Source organism: Hymenobacter busanensis, from assembly GCF_008727865.1.
Taxonomy (GTDB): Bacteria; Bacteroidota; Bacteroidia; order Cytophagales; family Hymenobacteraceae; genus Solirubrum; species Solirubrum busanense.
This window is the reverse complement of the sequence record NZ_VTWU01000006.1, coordinates 189,214-206,550: the sequence shown is the minus strand read 5'-3', so window position 1 is coordinate 206,550 and position 17,337 is coordinate 189,214. Positions and strand designations below refer to the sequence as shown.

14 protein-coding genes, 1 tRNA gene and 1 pseudogene are annotated in these 17,337 nt (G+C 63.7%); 7 read left to right on the top strand and 9 right to left on the bottom strand.

Going from position 1 to position 17,337, the window contains the following annotated elements; all coding sequences use genetic code 11:
• Positions 1-86: 86 nt before the first annotated feature.
• The gene (locus F0P96_RS16715) at positions 87-1,844 is read left to right on the top strand and encodes a T9SS type A sorting domain-containing protein (RefSeq protein ID WP_151080066.1); all 1,758 of its coding nucleotides are present in this window, start codon (positions 87-89) and stop codon (positions 1,842-1,844) included.
• Between the two features lie 256 nt (positions 1,845-2,100).
• Positions 2,101-2,901 (top strand): DUF2490 domain-containing protein, encoded by an 801-nt coding sequence (locus F0P96_RS16710; protein WP_151080065.1) that lies wholly within the window; start codon positions 2,101-2,103, stop codon positions 2,899-2,901.
• A 12-nt stretch (positions 2,902-2,913) separates the two neighbouring features.
• Here F0P96_RS16710 and F0P96_RS16705 read toward each other — a convergent pair whose 3' ends face one another.
• Both F0P96_RS16705 and F0P96_RS16700 read right to left on the bottom strand, forming a co-directional pair.
• Entirely contained in the window at positions 2,914-3,438 is a 525-nt protein-coding gene (locus tag F0P96_RS16705) for an MOSC domain-containing protein (protein WP_151080064.1), read from the bottom strand.
• A gap of 74 nt (positions 3,439-3,512) precedes the next feature.
• On the bottom strand, positions 3,513-4,223 hold the full coding sequence (locus F0P96_RS16700; protein ID WP_151080063.1) for a VIT1/CCC1 transporter family protein: 711 nt from the start codon (positions 4,221-4,223) through the stop codon (positions 3,513-3,515).
• Between the two features lie 147 nt (positions 4,224-4,370).
• Here F0P96_RS16700 and F0P96_RS16695 point away from each other — a divergent pair, with 147 nt between their 5' ends.
• A complete protein-coding gene (locus tag F0P96_RS16695; RefSeq protein ID WP_151080062.1) occupies positions 4,371-5,060 on the top strand; it encodes a Dps family protein in 690 nt (229 codons plus the stop codon).
• 77 nt (positions 5,061-5,137) lie between these two features.
• Here F0P96_RS16695 and F0P96_RS16690 read toward each other — a convergent pair whose 3' ends face one another.
• Positions 5,138-5,620 carry a low affinity iron permease family protein gene (locus tag F0P96_RS16690; protein ID WP_151080061.1) on the bottom strand — a complete coding sequence of 161 codons (483 nt, stop codon included), beginning with the start codon at positions 5,618-5,620 and terminating at the stop codon, positions 5,138-5,140.
• Positions 5,621-5,859: 239 nt separating this feature from the next.
• Between F0P96_RS16690 and F0P96_RS16685 the strand changes: the two genes are divergently transcribed.
• Positions 5,860-5,941 (top strand) — tRNA-Leu (locus F0P96_RS16685).
• Between the two features lie 71 nt (positions 5,942-6,012).
• Here F0P96_RS16685 and F0P96_RS16680 read toward each other — a convergent pair.
• Together F0P96_RS16680 and gloA2 are read right to left on the bottom strand one after the other, a co-directional pair.
• Positions 6,013-7,581 (bottom strand): NFACT RNA binding domain-containing protein, encoded by a 1,569-nt coding sequence (locus F0P96_RS16680; protein ID WP_151080060.1) that lies wholly within the window; start codon positions 7,579-7,581, stop codon positions 6,013-6,015.
• 46 nt (positions 7,582-7,627) lie between these two features.
• Positions 7,628-8,053 (bottom strand): annotated as a pseudogene (gloA2, locus tag F0P96_RS16675) (SMU1112c/YaeR family gloxylase I-like metalloprotein).
• 160 nt (positions 8,054-8,213) lie between these two features.
• Between gloA2 and F0P96_RS16670 the strand changes: the two are divergent.
• Complete coding sequence (locus F0P96_RS16670) at positions 8,214-8,693, top strand: hypothetical protein (protein WP_151080059.1); 480 nt, start codon at positions 8,214-8,216, stop codon at positions 8,691-8,693.
• A gap of 12 nt (positions 8,694-8,705) precedes the next feature.
• Here F0P96_RS16670 and F0P96_RS16665 read toward each other — a convergent pair whose 3' ends face one another.
• The 3 genes from F0P96_RS16665 to F0P96_RS16655 all read right to left on the bottom strand — a co-directional run bounded on the left by F0P96_RS16665 (position 8,706) and on the right by F0P96_RS16655 (position 14,076).
• Positions 8,706-9,473, bottom strand: coding sequence for an MBL fold metallo-hydrolase (locus F0P96_RS16665; RefSeq protein ID WP_151080058.1), 768 nt, complete (start codon positions 9,471-9,473; stop codon positions 8,706-8,708).
• A 90-nt stretch (positions 9,474-9,563) separates the two neighbouring features.
• Positions 9,564-9,941, bottom strand: a complete 378-nt coding sequence (locus F0P96_RS16660; RefSeq protein WP_151080057.1) for a response regulator — start codon at positions 9,939-9,941, stop codon at positions 9,564-9,566.
• Positions 9,942-9,999: 58 nt separating this feature from the next.
• The gene (locus tag F0P96_RS16655; protein WP_151080056.1) at positions 10,000-14,076 is read right to left on the bottom strand and encodes a PAS domain S-box protein; all 4,077 of its coding nucleotides are present in this window, start codon (positions 14,074-14,076) and stop codon (positions 10,000-10,002) included.
• A gap of 147 nt (positions 14,077-14,223) precedes the next feature.
• On the opposite strand from F0P96_RS16655, the gene F0P96_RS16650 reads away from it, so the two are divergent.
• Entirely contained in the window at positions 14,224-15,354 is a 1,131-nt protein-coding gene (locus F0P96_RS16650) for a glycosyltransferase (RefSeq protein WP_151080055.1), read from the top strand.
• A complete protein-coding gene (gene miaA / locus F0P96_RS16645; protein WP_151080054.1) occupies positions 15,351-16,274 on the top strand; it encodes a tRNA (adenosine(37)-N6)-dimethylallyltransferase MiaA in 924 nt (307 codons plus the stop codon). Before F0P96_RS16650 ends, miaA begins: the two co-directional genes overlap by 4 nt.
• Before the next feature lie 73 nt (positions 16,275-16,347).
• Here miaA and pfkA read toward each other — a convergent pair whose 3' ends face one another.
• Entirely contained in the window at positions 16,348-17,319 is a 972-nt protein-coding gene (gene pfkA, locus F0P96_RS16640) for a 6-phosphofructokinase (RefSeq protein ID WP_151080053.1), read from the bottom strand.
• Positions 17,320-17,337: the final 18 nt, after the last annotated feature.

Genomic DNA, 17,337 nt, shown 5'->3' with positions numbered 1-17,337 from the left:
CAGCATCTGACCATGTTTCGGGCGGCCCTAATCTCAACCGGGGGCTGTCTTTTCACCCTATTTTCGTACTCTTCCTGCGCACTCAAATGCTGCTCATTTTTCGGTCGTTGCTCACTCGTTTCTGCGGGTTCTGGCTGCTAGCCTTGTTGCTGGCAGGTAGCGCCCAAGCCCAAACACCGGCGTGGCAGGCTGCCTTGTCCACCAGCCAAAGCACCAACGGTAGCGCCTGGGTAAATTCGTCGGCTGCCGATGCCAGTGGCAATGTGTATCTGGCTGGCGAATTCAACGGCACCCTTACACTGGGCACCACCACGCTGACCAGTCCCGGCTACTCAAGCACCAACCCCGGCGCCGTGTCCATGTTTCTGGCCAAATGGAGCCCGTCGGCCAACCGGTTCTTGTGGGCCATCCGGGGCGGAGGACCGGGGTTTGCCAATGCCGGACGACTGGCCGTGAACGGCACCAGCCTCTACGTAGCTGGGACGTTTGTGGGCCCGAACGCCAGCTTTGGGGCCGTTACCCTGACCAATAGTACCTCTACGCCCGCGCTGTTTCTGCTCAAGCTCACCGACACGGGCACCGGCGCGGCGGCGGTGTGGGGCCAAACGATGCTGACCAACGTCAACAACGTGGCCTATGCCGACTTGGCCGTTGAAGGCAATGCCGTGTACTTAAGCGGCAATTTCAGCGGCAGCGTCCTCACCATCGGCACCTACACCATGCCCAACCAGGGGGCCATCAACTCCTACGATGGGTTTATAGCCAAATTCACCGACGCCGGGGCGACCGGTAGCTTCACCTGGGCCCAGCAATTGGGTGGCCCCGACGAACAGGAGGCCGGGTTTCTGGCCGTCAGCGGCACGAGCGTGTACATGGCCGGCGCGTTTCGTCCGGCCAGCTTGCAGGTGGGGGCCACGGTGCTCACCAATGCCAGCCTGAGCGGCTCGGACGTGTACGTGGCCAAACTGACCGACGCCGGCGCGAGCAGCAGCTTTGTATGGGCCCTGCGGGCGGGCGGCACCGGCTACGAACACGTGGACGGTCTGAAAGCAAGCGGCTCCGGTATTTACCTGCTGGGGGGATATGATTCGCCCACGGCCGGCTTCGGCACCATTAACCTAGCCCGTACCGCTACCGACGGCGGCCGTAACATGTATCTGACCAAGCTGGCCGATGCGGGGCCTACCGGCGCATATGTGTGGGCGTTACCAGCCGGGGGCACCACCAGCGTGCAGTCCCGCCGCTTGGCCGTGCAGGGCAGCAGCGTGTACGTGGCGGGCATCTACGCTAATGCAACTACGCCCAGCTTCGGCAGCATTACGCTGCAGCCCAGCCCCGGCAATGCTCCCAATCAATTCGTAACCAAAATCCTCGACGGAGGAAGCAGCGGCGGGTTTCAATGGGCCTATGCCGGCACGCAGGGAAACATTGAACCACGGGCCCTGACTCCGGTAGGGGCGACGGTATTCACCAGCGGAGTGTTCGGCACCGACGCGGCTAACCCCACGGCACGGTTCGACAACATTACCCTCACGGCGGCCGCCACTGCTCGGCCTACCGCCTTTCTGGCGGCCCTGCGCGACCCCATGCCCTCGGCGGTGCGGCAGGCTGCGCAGCCCTCGCTGACCTTGCATCCCAACCCCGCTCACGGCACGTCACGTTTCGCCGTGGCGCCGGAAGCTGCTCACCGCACTCTGCAGGTGCTCGATGGCACCGGCCGCGAACTGCGGCGCCAGGCTGTGCTCCCTCATGCAACTATGGCCGTGGTCGACCTGCGTGGATTGGCACCCGGCTTGTACCTGGTGCGTTGCGGGACAGCCTTGGGGCGCTTGGAGGTGCAGTAAGAAAAACCCGCGTTTCACGGGTAAGAGCCGCCAGTTGTGGGCTGGTACACCCCTTAACCCCCCACCCAACACGTCTACCCGGCACATTGTATTGCCCGATGTAACCATGCGCGGCCAGCGCCTCGGGAAAACGCCCAATCGTTTCGTGGCAAGGCCGTGCAGGCCTTCGACACGGTAGTGCTGCTGGAGCTGCAGCCCCGGCGGGGCAGGCCCGTGCAGCGCGGTGGGCGCAAGCCCCCTACCTTTGGCTCCCGACATGCGCCTTCGACTCGATTTCACTACGGGCACCCTGCTGGGGCTGCTGACGGTTTTTGCTTCGCCTGCTCGGGCCCAAACGCCCATCAACCCGGCGCAGCCGTGGGGCAGCTGGTTTATTGGCACGCTGCAGCTGCCGGGCACCGCCGAGCACCGCTGGGGCGGCTTTTTCGAGGCGCAGGCCCGCACCAACGCCGTGTTTCGCCAGTACTTCTACAACGAGCTGAAGGGGGGCGTGAGCTTCGACATCGACCGCAACTTTACGGCGCTGCTGGGCGGCGGCCGCTATGCCACCCGCGACTACCAGGACTGGGGCGCCGGCCCGCTGAACGTGGAAAAGCGGCTGTGGGGGCAGGTGGTTCTCTCCCAGCAAACCAGCCGCCTGAAGCTGGAACACCGCTACCGGGTAGAGCAGCGCTGGTTCCGTTACCGCGCCGACACCAGCAGCACCCGCCTGCGGCTGCGCTACCGCCTCAACGCCTTCCTGCCGCTCAACCACAAGACCATCGGCCCGAAAACGGTGTTTCTGTCGGTGTACGACGAGCTGTTTCTGAACCCGAACGGACCGGTGTTCGAGCGCAACCGGGTGTACGGCGGCGTGGGCTACCAGGCTACCACTCACGTTGCCCTGCAGGTGGGCTGGGTGCACCAGGCCAACTACAACCTGCCCGCGTTCAAGCAGGGGCAGTTTATTCCGCAGAACACCTCGGCCAAAAACAACGTGGTGCTGGCCCTGACCTACCGCCTTGCTCGCAAGGCCACCGCGCCGGCGCCCGAGCGGCTGCCCTCGCAGCAGGATTAGCAGCAGCGTGGGCTAGGCTTCGGCTTCCGCCACCCGCACCGCGTCGCCCACCCGTATGAGGCCGCCCTGCACGATGCGGGCCGTGAGGCCGCCGTGCCCGCGCATGGCGTTGTAGCCGCCGGGGCCCAGCTCTTCTTCCATGCGCGAGCAGGGGTGGCACTCGCCGGTTATTTCCAGAATTACCTCGTTGCCGATGCGCACGCGGCGGTTTTTCAGGGCCAGCAGGTTCAGGCCGCTGATGGCGAGGTTGCGGCGCAGGCGGGCCGGGTCGATGGGCGCGGGCAGGCCCAGGAACCCGGCCACGGTGGCCAGATGCTCGTGCTGAAAAAGGGTTATCTGCCGTTTGCCGCCCGCCTTGATGGCGGCGTGGTCGCCGACGAGGCGTCGGTCGGTTTCGGCGGTGGCTTCGGGCACGCTCAGCAGCGGTTCGCGGCGTTTGGGGCGCAGGCCAATCCACTCCACGCGGCCGGTTTGGGGCAGCGTCGCCAGCAAGCGCGCAATGGTCGATTTATCGTCGCCGAAGAAAGGAAAAGGCATGCGTGGTGGATAATGCAGAAGGATGAATCAGGAAGGACGGGCTTGCTGGCATGCGCGGTAAGCTGCGGGACGCGTTACCGGCCTTCTACCAGCCTGGCCACACCAAAGGCGGCGGCAGCAGCCAGGGCACCGATGGCGGCCATTTTGAGGGCACCCAGTACCGGCGGCTGGCCCGTCATGCGGCTTTTGAAGTAGCCGAACACCAGCAGGCACACCAGCGTGATGACGGCCGACCACAGCAGGCCTTCAGCGGGGGTGGGCGTGAAGAAGTAGGCGCTGAGCGGGATGAGGCCGCCGACGGCGTAGGCCAGCCCAATGGTGGTGGCCGAGTTGCGGGCGCGGCGCGGGTCGGGCTCTTCCAGGCCCAGCTCGTATTTCATCATGAACTTCACCCACTGGTCGGGGTCGGCGGTCAGCTCGCGCACGGCCAGCTCCTGGGTGGCGGGCGAGAGACCCATGTCGGCCAGCAGTTCCTGCACTTCGGCCCGCTCCACGTGCGGCACCTCGGCTACTTCCTGGTACTCGCGCTGCAGCTCGGCGGCGTAGTGGTCGAGCTCGGTGCGGCCGGCCAGGTAGCCGCCCAGGCCCATGGCAATGGAGCCCGCCACGATTTCGGCCAGCCCGGCGGTAATCACCAGCCCCGACGACTGCACGGCCCCGCTCAGGCCCGCGGCCAGCGCAAACGGCACCGTGAGGCCGTCGGACAGGCCAATGACGATATCCTGCAGCAGGGCCGAGCTGGTCAGGTGTTCTTCGGGGTGCGGGTGGTGGTGGCGAGCCGACATAGGAATGCGAAAGAGGCTAAATATACGCGTGGGGCTCAACCTCGCTTCCGGGCTTGGCGTATGGAGGGCAGCGGATGCCGCTCCGCGCAGCTGCGCCGGGCCGGCCGAGCCGCTTCACCTCCGCAACCCGATTCCCTTTTTTCCAGCATGGCAACGAAAGCCACCTCCAGCAAGCCGGCCGGCAAGGCCGCCGCTGCTCCCAAGAAGTCTGCCGCCGGCCGTGCCGCCGCACCGGCCGCCAAAGCCGCCGCGCCCGTGGTAGCCCTGAGCGTGCAGCCCATTCTCAACCAGCAGCGCAACTCGCCGGCGCCGCTGCAGAAATACGGTACCGTGGCCCAGCGGCTGCCCATTGGGCTGAGCGAGCAAGTGCGCCAAAGCAGCGTGACCATGCTCAACCAGCTGCTGGCCGACACCATTACCCTGCGCGACCTGTACAAAAAGCACCACTGGCAGGTAGTAGGCCCCACGTTCTACCAGCTGCACCTGCTCTACGACAAGCACTACGAAGAGCAAAGCGAGTTGGTCGACCTCATTGCCGAGCGCATTCAGATCCTGGGCGGCGTGGCCATTGCTATGGCTCCTGACGTGGCCGAGCTGACCAGCATTCCGCGTCCGCCTAAAGACCGCGAAGAAGCGCCCGTGCAAGTGTCGCGCCTGCTCGAAGCCCACCAGATCATGCTCAAGAACTGCCACGACTACGCCAAGAAGGCCGACGATGCCGGCGACGACGGCACCAACGACTTGGTGGTGAGCAACGTGATGCGCACCAACGAGCTGCAGGTGTGGTTCGTGTCGGAGCACGTGGTGGATACCCCCCTGGCCCGCGCCGACTCGTAAAGCACAGCCAGGCGCTAAACACAAGGGCAGCCGACGCAATGCGTCGGCTGCCCTTGTGTTTTAAGCGTGCCGAGGCCTTACGCCCGGTGCTTTTGCAGCTTTTCGGCATGGTTTTCTTCGGCCTCTTCCACCGTGTGTGTTTGGCCGAGGTCGTTGTCTTGCTTGGCTTTTTCGGCGAGCAGGCAGTAGAACTCGTGCAGCATGGCAATTTCCTCTTCCGTGAAGTCCTGCGCGTTGATGAGGCGGTTGCTGGCGCCCTTGGTGGCCGCAATCAGCTCATTCAGCTTGAGGTGCAGCACCAGCGAGTCTTTGTTCTGGGCCCGCTGAATCAGAAACACCATCAGAAACGTGATGATGGTGGTGCCGGTGTTGATGACGAGCTGCCAGGTTTCGGAGTAGTGGAACAGCGGCCCCGTGGCCGCCCACACCAGCACGGTAGCCAAGGCCAGCCCAAACGCCCACGACGACCCCGACCACTGGGTAATGGCCTGGGCCATGCGCTGAAAGAACGTGCCTTTATGGGTGCTGGTAATTTCCTGAAAAGCTTGGGTGGGAGTCATAGAAGGGGAGGTGCGGCGGCAAAAGGATTCCCGGCAACTTCGCAAAAACTGGGTGAATACCGGGTGAATTGCCGCGCCAAAGTCAATTTTAATGCCTGAGTTCCTTGGGGCTAGGCGCAAAACGGGCGAAAAGCTGCCGGGCAGCTTGCACCGTCTGAATGTTCGCACTACTTTTGTCGCCACTTCGCCGCCCTCAACCGGCGAAGCGGACGTCCCCTGACGTCGCTTTCCACGATTCTGCGCACGTGGTGAAATTGGTAGACACGCCATCTTGAGGGGGTGGTGCCTTCGGGTGTGGGAGTTCGACTCTCCCCGTGCGCACAGCAAGCCAACCGGCCGGTTCCTGCCCAGGAGCCGGCCGGTTTTGCGTTGTACCCGGGCGTTGTCTCGCCTTAGTTGCGCTCAAACGGGTTGGCAGGCACCACCAGCACTACTTTCTCCCGCTCCACCAGCACCTGGCCGGCCACCGCGCCCTTGGGCTTGCGCACAAATTTCTTGGGCGTAATGGTGACCGGGCAGAGCGAATCGTTTTTGCGGCGCGAATACCACGCAGCCAGCTGCGCGGCCCGCTCCAGCACCGGCTCGGGCACGGCCTGCCCCGGCCGCTGCCGAATCACCACGTGCGAGCCGGTGACATCCTTGGCGTGCAGCCACAAGTCGTCCTTGTGGGCGTAGCGCTGGGTGAGCAGGTCGTTGTTTTGGGCGTTGCGGCCCACCAGAATGGTAAAGCCGCTGTCCTCAAACACCTTGAAGGGCAGCTCGGTGGCTTCTTTGGTTTGGGCTGTGGGGTCGAGGCCGTGGGTTTTGCGCCAGTTGCGCAGGGCGCGCAGCTCCGTCAGGCCCGCCAGCTCTTCCAGCCGCTCGAGGCACCAGAAGGCCTCGGTTTCGCGCCGCTCAATGCGCTCCTGCAGCTGCTGGATTTCCAGCTGCTGGTTCTTGGCCTTGCGGTAGAGGTTTTGGGCCGTGCGCTGCGGCGTTTCCGTCGGCTTCAGCTTGATGGTGCGCAGTTGGTCGTGGTTGTAGAAATCGACTACTTCTGCGTGCGCCGCGCCAGCCGGAATCTGGTGCAGGTTGGCCATAATCAGGTCGGCCGTTTGGCGGTGGCTCGCGCCGTGCTCCAGGGTATGCAGCCGCTGGCGGGCCAGGGCAGCACTCTGGGTGGCTTCGTCGGCCCGCTTTTCCAGCAGCAGGCGCAGCAGGCGGTGTTCGGTTTCGTAGGCCCGGCGCCCGAGCAGCAGCGGCACAAACGCCCGCAGCGCGGCCACCGGATCGGGCGCAAGGGTCTGCTCCACGTCGCCCACCGGCAGCAGGCTCAGGCGCGTGCGCCCTTCGAGCTGCACGATGTAGTAGGCCGTGGGAGTTTCCAGCAGGGCCAGCAGCTGGTGCACCAGCCGCAGCCGTTGGGGCGGCGCGGCAGCCTCGTAGCCGTGCAGGCGCAGCCAGTAGCGCGGCACGTCGCCGAAGGTAGGAAACAGCCGGGCGGGGTCGGGGTGGGCGGCCAGCTCCTCGCGGGTGGGCGCGGCGGCCGGCGGGCCCTGGCCCAGGGTGGCGTCTTCGGTCACGCGCTGCTGAAAGAGCTGGGCAGCGGCCTCGGGGTGCGGACGAAACACGGCGTTGGGGCGCGGCCCGAACAGCTTCAGCCAGAGCGCGGCCCCGTCCAGAAACAACAAGCGCAGCACCCGGTCGTGGGGCAAGACGCCCACGGTGGCGGCTTGCCGGCCCAGCAAATCGGGCAGCAGGTCTACCGAGTTTTGGCGGGCCCGATGGAAGGTTTCGGGCAGGCTGAGCAGCGGCTGGCTGCCGGCCAGTTGGGCTTTCAGCCAGAACTCGGCCGTGCCGTTGGTCAGGCCCACCACCAACTCGTCTTTTTCCTGCGAAAAGCACGCGGCTACGCGGTAGCCTTGCAACTGGCGCGTGAGGGCCGGGGCCAGCTGGCGCAGGAAATAGTAGTTGTTGTGCATGGTATCGGAAGCGAGGCAGGCCGCAAGTTACCCGCTGCGCTTGGGCTTACGTGGCGGCAGGAGAAGATGCAGGTAGAGCAGCCGCTGTTTCGTACAGCTCAATCGGAAGCAGATCGGGGTCGAACAAGAACGTGAAGCGCCGCCCGGTAAACTCGTCGGTGCGAAGGGGCTCGTAGGCTATGTGCTGCTGCGCCAGCTCCGCCACGGCCGCGTCCAGGTCATCGACGGCAAAGGCGAGGTGCCGCAGCCCGGCGGCTTCGGGGCGGGTCTGGCGCGGCGGGGGCGCCGGAAACGAGAACAGTTCCAGCAGATACTGCCCGTTAAGCGCTAAATCGAGTTTGTAGGAGTCGCGCTCGGCGCGGTACACCTCCTGCAGCACCTACAGGCCCAGTACTTGGGTGTAGAAGTGTTTGGAAGCTGCGTAGTCGGAACAAATAATGGCGACGTGGTGCAGGTGACGCAGGGCGAGCATAGTGCGGGGGTATGGAAGCAAGCGGTGCGATAGGGCCGCCGATAGGTAGACGCTGGCGGCCAACAATTCTCGGTGGCTTTTATCGGTGGTCAATGCAACGTTGGGCGGCGCGGCGGGCTCTCCTTGGCAGCGCCTCCGCCAATCAATACGTTTCCCGTTTATGAAAGCATTGCTACTCGTTCTGCCAGCCGCCCTGGGGTTGGCCGCGTGCCACAAATCCAGCGTCGAACCCGAAACTACCTTCCCGGCAATAACGGCTGCTTTCGACCAGGAATTTGCGCTGCACCACCGCCAGCAGGCACAATTGCCCACGGCCGCCACGCCCGAGGTGACGGTGCAGATGACGGAGTTGGGATACAGCTATTGCCCAAAGGACGTGTATTGCGTGGCTCCCAGCATGGCGTGGCCGACGCTGGCCATTACCGATGCTCAGGGCCGCATCCAGCAGCTGCAATTGCCCCGCAATGCGGCCCGCCCCAACTACCCAAGCTGGCTCGATACGGCAAGCGTGCAGGCCAATGGCCGTCGCTACCTGCTCACGTACTCCCGCTGGGAAGTAGAGCGGCAGCTGGCCTCGCAGGAAATGCCCCTGAAAAAGGACTTCGTGCTGTGGTTTCGCCTGAGCCGCACAAACCCCTAGCCGTCAGCCACGCTACACCTCCAGCCGCAGCCCGTCGTAGGCCAGAAACACGTTCGGCGGCAGCGTCGCTTCCACCTCGCGGTGCTTGCCCAGCAAGTGACTGATGTGGGTGAGATAGGCCCAGCGGGGCTGCACGTCTTCGATGACTTCCAAAGCCTCCGACAACGAAAAGTGCGACAGGTGTGGCTCGTGGCGCAGCGCGTTCAGCACCAGCACCTCGGAGCCGCGCAGCCGCTCCCGCGACTCGGGCGAAAGGTGGTTGGCATCGGTTACGTAACTGAAATTGCCGACGCGGAAACCCAGCACCGGCAGCTTGTAGTGCAGCGCCCGAATGGGCTGAAACTCGATGCCTTCGACCTCGAAAGCGGCCGTGTCGCTCAGAATGGCGTGGGTTTGTACCTGCGGCACGCCGGGGTACTTCTTGTCGGCGAAAATGTAGGCGTACTCGCGCCGCAGCTGCTCCAGCACCCGCGGCTCGGCGTACACGGGCATGTCCTGCTGCTGCTTGAAATTGTAGGCCCGGATGTCGTCCATGCCCGCGGTGTGGTCCTTGTGCTCGTGCGTGAACACGAGGGCATCGAGGCGGTCGATGCGGGCGCGCAGCACCTGCTGGCGGAAATCGGGGCCGGAGTCGATGATGATGCTGCGGCCCTGCACCTGCACGTGTACCGACACACGCAGCCGCTGGTCGCGGAAATCGAGCGAACTGCACACCGGGCAGTGGCACCCAATAACGGGCACCCCCTGCGAAGTGCCCGTGCCGAGGAAAGTTATTTGCATTGTTAAATGGTCAGATTATTAAATGGCTGGTCGTTCTGACGATTGTAGTTTAGAACGACCAGCCATTTAACCATTCAGCCATTTGACCATTTAGCCGATGTGCTGCTTAACGGTGCGCACAAGGGCGTCGAAGTCGAGCGGCTTGGGCAGGTAATCGGTTACGCCGGCCTCGCGGAAATCGTCCATCGAGTAGTTGTTGGCGTTGCCGGTAATGGCAATGATGGGCACTTTGCGAATCTTGTCGTCGCTGTGCTGGCGAATCTCGCGGGCCACGGTCATGCCGTCCTTCACCGGAATGTTGATGTCGAGCAGAATGCAGTCGATGGGCTGGGCTTCGAGCTGCTTCACCACTTCCCCGCCGTTTTTGGCCGACACGATGCGGTATTTCTGGAGTTCCAGAATCTTTTTGGTCAGGTTCAGAATTACGGAGCTATCCTCCGCAATGAGAATGGTTTTGGAATCGGACATGTCTGACGGCCAGTTTTTTAGGGTTGGGAGGGGCGTGGTGAGCGTGAGGCGAAGCGAGTTAGTTGGTGGCGTTGGTCCGAACCGGGTACTCGGCCTTGAATTCTGCGAAATAACGCAATAGCGCCTGAAAGTCCCGCTTGGTATGTTCGGTACGCGTTTGTTTCAGGTCGTGTTCAAGGTGTTTGGCCTGTTCGGCCAGGCGAATGAGGCCTAAGGTAAAGCCCGTACCCTTCAACTGGTGCAAATGGGGCAAAATCTCGGCGAATTTTCCTTGTTCTACGAGGTTGCCAGCCTCAGCCAGCAAGGGTTCGGCTTCCACTTCGAAGTCGGCGTAGAGGCCGGCGGCAAAATCGGCACCACCCAGCTGGCGCAGCTGCTCCATGGTTTCGGCATCGATGATGGGACGGGTATCTACTTCCGCCTCGGGCTCGGGCACTGCCGGCAAGGCCGGTTGGGCGGCTACGGCGGGCGCATCGGCAACTACGGCCGGCTCGGCAACGTGCGGGAGGGGGCGCCAGCGCCGCAGCACGGCAAACAGGTCCTGGCTTTTCACCGGTTTCGACACGTAGTCGTCCATGCCTTCCTGCACAAACCGCTCGGCGTCTTCCTTCATGGAATAGGCCGTCATGGCCACCACGGGCGGGCACGCGGGGCCCAGCCGGCGCCGGATTTCGCGCATGGCCGTGATGCCGTCCATTTCGGGCATCTGGATATCCATGAAAATGAGGTCGTAGCGCTTGCCGCTGGTGGCTTTGCCGATGGCCTCAAACCCGTCGCTGGCCAGTTCGGTGTCGCAACCCAGCTTGTCGAGCAAGCGAATGGCCACTTTCTGGTTGATGGGGTTGTCGTCGACGAGCAGCACCTTGGGCGCGTCTTCGAAGCGCAGGATTTCCGGGGCCCGGTCGCGCGACTGTTGCCGCTCGCGCAGAATCTCCTCCTTGTTGTAGGCCACCTGGCAGCGGATGGTGAACCAGAACGTGGAGCCTTCGCCGGTGTTAGAATAGAGCCCAATGGTGCCGCCCATCAGCTCGGTGAGCTGCTTGCTGATGGCCAGGCCCAGCCCCGTGCCGCCGAAGGATTTGGTGGGCGTGGTGTCGAGCTGGGTGAAGTTGGTGAAGAGCAGCTTCTCGTTTTCCTCCGAAATACCAATGCCCGAGTCCTGCACCGCAAAGCGCAGCTGCCAGGTGCCATCGGGCTCGGGCGCGCCCGACACCACAATGCTGACCGTGCCCTGGGCCGTGAACTTGATGGCGTTGGAGGTGAGGTTGGAAAGCACCTGCAGCAGGCGCGTTTCGTCCATCACAATGAAGCGCGGCACGTTTTCGGCCACGCGGTAAGTGAAGCGCAGGTTTTTCTGGGTAGCGCGGTTGGCGAAGAGCGAGTGAATCTTCTCCAGCGTGTAGTGCAGGTCCATGCCCTCCACGCTCAGCTCCATCTTGCCCGCCTGAATCTTGGACAGGTCCAGAATGTCGTTGAGAATGGCCAGCAGCGCATCCGACGATTTGCGCAGCGTATCTACGTACTCTTCCTGCTCCTCCGAGGCCACGGTTTGGTGCAGCAAGTCAATCATGCCGATGATGCCGTTCATGGGCGTGCGCAGCTCGTGGCTCATGTTGGCCAAAAACTGGGTTTTGGCGTGCAGGGCAGCTTCGGCCTCGTCTTTGGCGCGGCGCAAATCGTCCTGCATTTTCTTGAGCTCCGTAATGTCGCGCCCAATGCCTTCGGTGCCGGCGGGGCCGTCTTGCACCATGCGCGCATTCACCAGCACGCTCACGGCGTGGCCGTCTTTGTGGCGCATGGCCACCTCGAAGTTGCGCGCTTCGCCGTGGTCCCTCACCGCCGTGAGCAGGCTTTCCCGCTCGTCGGGGTTCAGGTAGTAATCGGCAATGGGGGTGCCGGTTACTTCCTCGGGCGTGTAGCCGAGCATGTCTTCCACCGAGGGACTCACGAGCGTGAGCACGCCCTTGCCGTCGGTGCGGTAGTACACGTCCTGGAACGACTCGAAAATGGCGCGGAACTTCTCTTCCTGGGCCGCCAGCTCCAACTGGCCGCGTTTTTTGTCGGTGATGTCGTGGGCAATGCCCGAAATTTCCTCGAACGTGCCGTCGTCGAGGTAAATGGGGTTGAGGTAGATTTCACGCCAGGTGTCCTGCCCGCGCACGTCGCGCAGGCGCACCTCGAAGCGTTGCGGCACGCCCTCGAAGGCCTTGGAATAATTCTCCACAAACAGCTGCCGGGCGTCTTCCTCCATCATGGCCAGGTCGGCCTGCCACAGGTTCACGTTCAGGGCCGGGTGCACGCCGTTGCGGCGCAGGAAATAGGCCGCGTAGTTGCGGTTGAACGAGGTCAGGCGCGACTTCATATCCACCGACCACATCAAGTGCGTGCCGCTTTCGAAGATGGCATTCAGGCGCGCGTTCTGCTTGTTGATCTGCACCTCGTTGCGCTTCCGCTCGATGGCCAGGGCCACTTGGTTCGAGATGAAGTGCAGAATTTCTAGGTCGCCGGGGGCGTACACGTCGGGGCGCGTGTAATCCTGCACCGTAATGACGCCGATGATCCGGTCGCCCACGCTCAGCGGCGAGCAAAGCATCACCTCCGGCATCAGCCCGTAGGCCGTGATGGTGCCGTCGGCAATGAGGGCCTGCAGATCGGGCTTGAGTAGAAACTGCGGCTTGCCGGTGCGAATGATGTATTCCGACACGCCCGAAGAAAACGGGCGCGAGGTTGCGGCCTTCTCAAATTGCGTGTTCTGGTCGATGAAATACACGAACTGCAGCTGCGTCCGGTTCTCGTCGGTCAGGGCAATGTAGAAGTTGTTGGTCTCGATAATCTTGCTCAGCTCGCGGTGAATGGCCCCGTACAAGGAGTGGAGGTCCTTGGAGCTGATGGCGAGGTTGGCAATGCTGTAGTAGACCTTCTGCAGGCGCTCGGCCTTGATGCGGTCGGTAATGTCGTGGAGAATGGCGCGGGTGCTCACCGGCTCACCGTCGTCCCAGGAGCAGTTGATGGACCCGATGAGGTGCACCGGCTTGCCCGTTTTGGTGAGGAACACCGTTTCGAGCTTGTTCACCTTTTCGCCCTTGTACAGGTTGCGCAGCTGGTACATCAGCTTGGCCTTGTAGTAGGGGTGCACCACGTCCGACAGCGTCAGGTTGGGCAGGTCGTCGTCGTCGTAGCCCAGCTTCTCCTTCCACGCCTTGTTCACAAACAGGAAGTGGTTGTCGATGCTCAGGTTCTGAATCAGGTCGTGGGCATTGTCGAGGAAGTCCTGCAGGCGGGTGCGGTTGTCGGTCATCACCCGCTGCACCACCTGCCCCTCGCTCAAGTCGCGGCCCACAAACAAAACCCCGGTGGGAGCCCCGGAAGCGTCGCGGTCGAACTCGGAGTACCAGTACAGGGTGTGCTGCTTACCGTCGCGGGTGAGCAGGGCCCGCTCGAAAAAATCCTGCAGCTGGTGTTCCTGCCACGCTTTGTTGAACGCAAAGCGGCGCGGCTCCCGCTCCATGGGCGGGGCAAACACGTCGAAGTAGTCGCGGCCCAGCAATTCTTCGCGGGTGTAGCCGGTGAGGTGGGCAAAGTAATCGTTGAAGTCCACCACCTTCGCCTCGGCATCGAGCAGCAGGTAACAGAGGTTGGCGCGGCTGAGGACGTCGCGCAACTGGTGGGAGGGGTGCGCCTGCGTCTGCACCTGCAGCTGCACGGCTTCCTTGTAGGGCTCCTGGGGTTGCGTGACGTTGCGCAGGGTGAGCTGCACGCGGTAGGTGCCGGCTACTTCCAGGCGGTGGAGCGTCAGCCAGCCGTCGATGGGAGTGAGGTCGGGGCGCTGCCCGTACCACCAGCAGGCTTGCTGCTCGCCGGTGCGGGCCGTTTGCAGCACCGCCTCCAGTTCGTCCGATTCGGTAAGCCAGGCCGGCTGCTTGCGGGCCTCGGCGTCGGGCCGCACATAGGCCATGAGCCCGGCAGCCAGCAGCAGCGGCCGGGTAGTGCCCAGCAGCTGCACGGCCGTGTGGTTGCAGTCGATGAGGTGGCCGCGCTCGTCGTAGATAAAGAGGGCGTCGTACGCGTGGTCGAACAGCGCGCGGTAAGCAGCGGCTTCGGTGGCCGTAGAGTCAAGTGCAATTGAAGAAGCCATGCGCAGCAGCAATAGAAATGCGGGGGTGCCGTACCGGCCAGCGTCCCGGCCCTGCAAGAGGGGCAGGTTTTACGTCTAAATTTGTCAAAAATATCCTGAAACCCCGGCCGGTCGGCTATTGCCGGCGGGTTTGCTGTTTGTAAATACGTGCGCCGTCTGCTTTTCGCCGTTACCACCGACCTGAATTACGACCAGCGCATGCAGCGCATCTGCGCTTCGCTGGCGCGGCACGGGTACCACGTGCGGCTGGTGGGGCGCCAGTGGCCGGCGTCGCAACCGCTTACGCCGCAGGCCTTTGAACAGCACCGGCTGCGCTGCTGGTTCAGCAAAGGCAAGCTCTTCTACCTCGAATACAACCTGCGGCTGCTGCTCTACCTGCTCGGGCAGCGCGGCTGGCACGCCTACGGCTGCGCCGACCTCGACGCGGCCCTGCCCACGTGGCTGCGGGCCCGCCTGGGCGGGCTGCCCTTCGTGTACGACGCCCACGAGCTGTTTACCGAAGTGCCCGAAGTAGTAGCGCGGCCGGCTATCCGGCGCGTGTGGCTGGCCATCGAACGGTTTGTGGTGCCGCGCGCTACGCTGGCCTACACCGTGGGGCCAGCCTTGGCGCGGCTGTTTGAGCAGCGCTACGGCCGGCCGTTTGGCACGGTGCGCAACATCAGCGTGCTGCAGGCCGAGGGCGCGCCGCGCGCATCCGATCCGGCCGCGGGCTACATTCTGTACCAAGGCGCCCTGAACGCCGGGCGGGGCCTCGAAGCCTTGCTCGATGCCATGCCGCTGGTGGCAGGCCGCCTGGTGCTCTGCGGCGAAGGCGACTTGTCGGCCGAGTTGCGCCGCCGCGCCGCGGAACTGGGCGTGCTGCAAACCGGGCAGGTGGAGTTTCGCGGCTACGTGCTGCCGGCCGAGCTGCGGCGCGTTACAGAGGGCGCCTCGGTAGGCATCAGCGTGCTCGAAAATCTGGGCTTGAGCTACTACTATTCGCTGGCCAACAAATTCTTCGACTACCTGCACGCGGGTATTCCCCAGTTGATTTCCGACCTGCCCGAATACCGCCACCTCAACGAGCAGTACCACGTGGCCGAGGTGGTGCCCGAGTTGACGGCGGCCGCGCTGGCCGCTGCCCTCAACCGCCTGCTGCGCGACGAACCGGCTTACTACCAGCTACTAGCCACCAACTGCCGACAAGCCCGCCTGGAGCTCAACTGGCAACACGAGGAGCAAACCCTGCTGCAGTTGTACACGGCGCTGTTGCCGGCTCCCGAAATCGTACCGGCATGAGCAAGACCACCCCGCTGCTGCTGACTGTGGCCGGCCCCACAGCCGTGGGCAAAACCGCGCTGTGCGTGCAACTGGCTCAGTACTTCGGCACCGATGTCGTGTCGGCCGATGCCCGGCAGTTTTTCCGCGAGATGAGCATCGGCACGGCCAAGCCCACCGCCGAGGAAATGCAAGGCGTGCCACACCACTTCGTCGATTCGCATTCCGTGACCGAGGACTACAGCGCTGGCCGCTACGAAACCGACTGCCTGGCGCTGTTACGCGACCTGTTTCAACGCCACTCGGTTGTGATTCTGACCGGTGGCTCGGGCCTGTATCTGCAAGCCGTTACCGATGGCTTCGACGAGTTGCCGCCGGCCGATGCCACCGTGCGGGCGGCGCTGCAACAGCAGTTGGACGCCGGTGGCCTGCCCGCCCTGCTGGCGCAATTGGCCGTGCTCGATCCGGTGTGTTACGCTCGCATCGACCGGCAAAACCCCGTGCGGGTGCTGCGCGCGCTGGAAGTGTGCTTGAGCAGCGGGCAGCCGTTCAGCAGTTTTCACAGCGCCGGCCCCAAAGCCGAGCGGCCGTTTCAGGTGCGCAAAATTGCCCTGAGCCGCGAGCGGAACGAACTCTACCAGCGCATCGACCAGCGTGTGGACCAGATGCTGGCCCACGGCCTGCTCGGCGAAGTGCGCGGCCTGCTGCCGTACCGCCACGCGCAGGCCCTGCAAACGGTTGGCTACCAGGAAATATTCGGCTACCTCGACGGCGACTACGACTACGCCGAAGCCGTGCGCCTGCTCAAGCGCAACACCCGCCGCTACGCCAAGCGCCAGCTCACCTGGCTCCGCCGCGACCCGGCGTACCAGTGGCTGCACCCCGATGAGGCGTTCGAAAGAATTATCGACTCGGTGCAGGGCCCGGAAGCAGCTACTTAACACCGAGGGCGCAGCACGGCAGAACCCTAAAGCCCCGCGTGCTGCGCCCCCAGCGGTTTCGCTGAACCAGCGCTTACGTCGACAAAATGTCAATCATCCGCACAAACGAGTGGTTGAGCGGCTTTTTGCGGGTGATGCAGTCGTGGAAGGGGGTGTAGACGAGCTTCCGGTCGACGATGCCGGCCATGACCGAGCGCATGCCGTTGATGAGGCCCTCCACCGCCGCTATGCCGATCTGCGAGGCCAGCAGCCGGTCGGCCGCCGAGGGCGCCCCGCCGCGCTGGATGTGCCCGATAACCGTTACGCGGGCGTCGAGTTCGGGAATGGCGTCCTTTACCTGCGTGGCAATATGGGTAGCGTTGCCTTCTTCCTCGCCCTCGGCCACAATCACAATCAGGGAAGATTTTTGGCGGCCGCGGGCCCGCTGCAGGGTTTCGATGATGGAGTCGATGCTTTGCACCTGCTCGGGCACCAGGGCAATTTCGGCCCCGCTCCCGATGGCGCAGGGAATGGCAATGTAGCCCGAGTCGCGGCCCATCACTTCGATGAAGAAGGCGCGGTCGTGGGAGTCGGCCGTGTCGCGGATCTTGTCGATGGCTTCGAGGGCGGTATTCACGGCCGTGTCGTAGCCGATGGTGTAGTCGGTGCCGAACAAATCGTTGTCGATGGTGCCCGGCGCGCCCACCGTCGGAATGCCAAACTCCCGCTCGAACAGCTCCGCGCCCGTGAACGTGCCGTTGCCGCCGATGGCCACCAAGCCCTCGATACCGTGGTGCACGAGCTGGTTGTACGCCTCTTCGCGCCCTTCGCGGGTCATGAATTTCTGGCTCCGGGCCGACTTGAGAATGGTGCCGCCGCGCTGCACCACGTTGGCCACGGCCGTGGTGTCGAGGCGCACGATTTCGCCCTTGATCAGCCCCGAATAGCCGCGCATGATGCCGTACACCTCCAGGCCGTGGTAGAGCGCGGTGCGCACCACCGCCCGCACGCAGGCGTTCATGCCCGGCGCGTCGCCACCACTCGTCAATACTCCAATTCGTTTCATGCAATCAAGGTCGGAAAA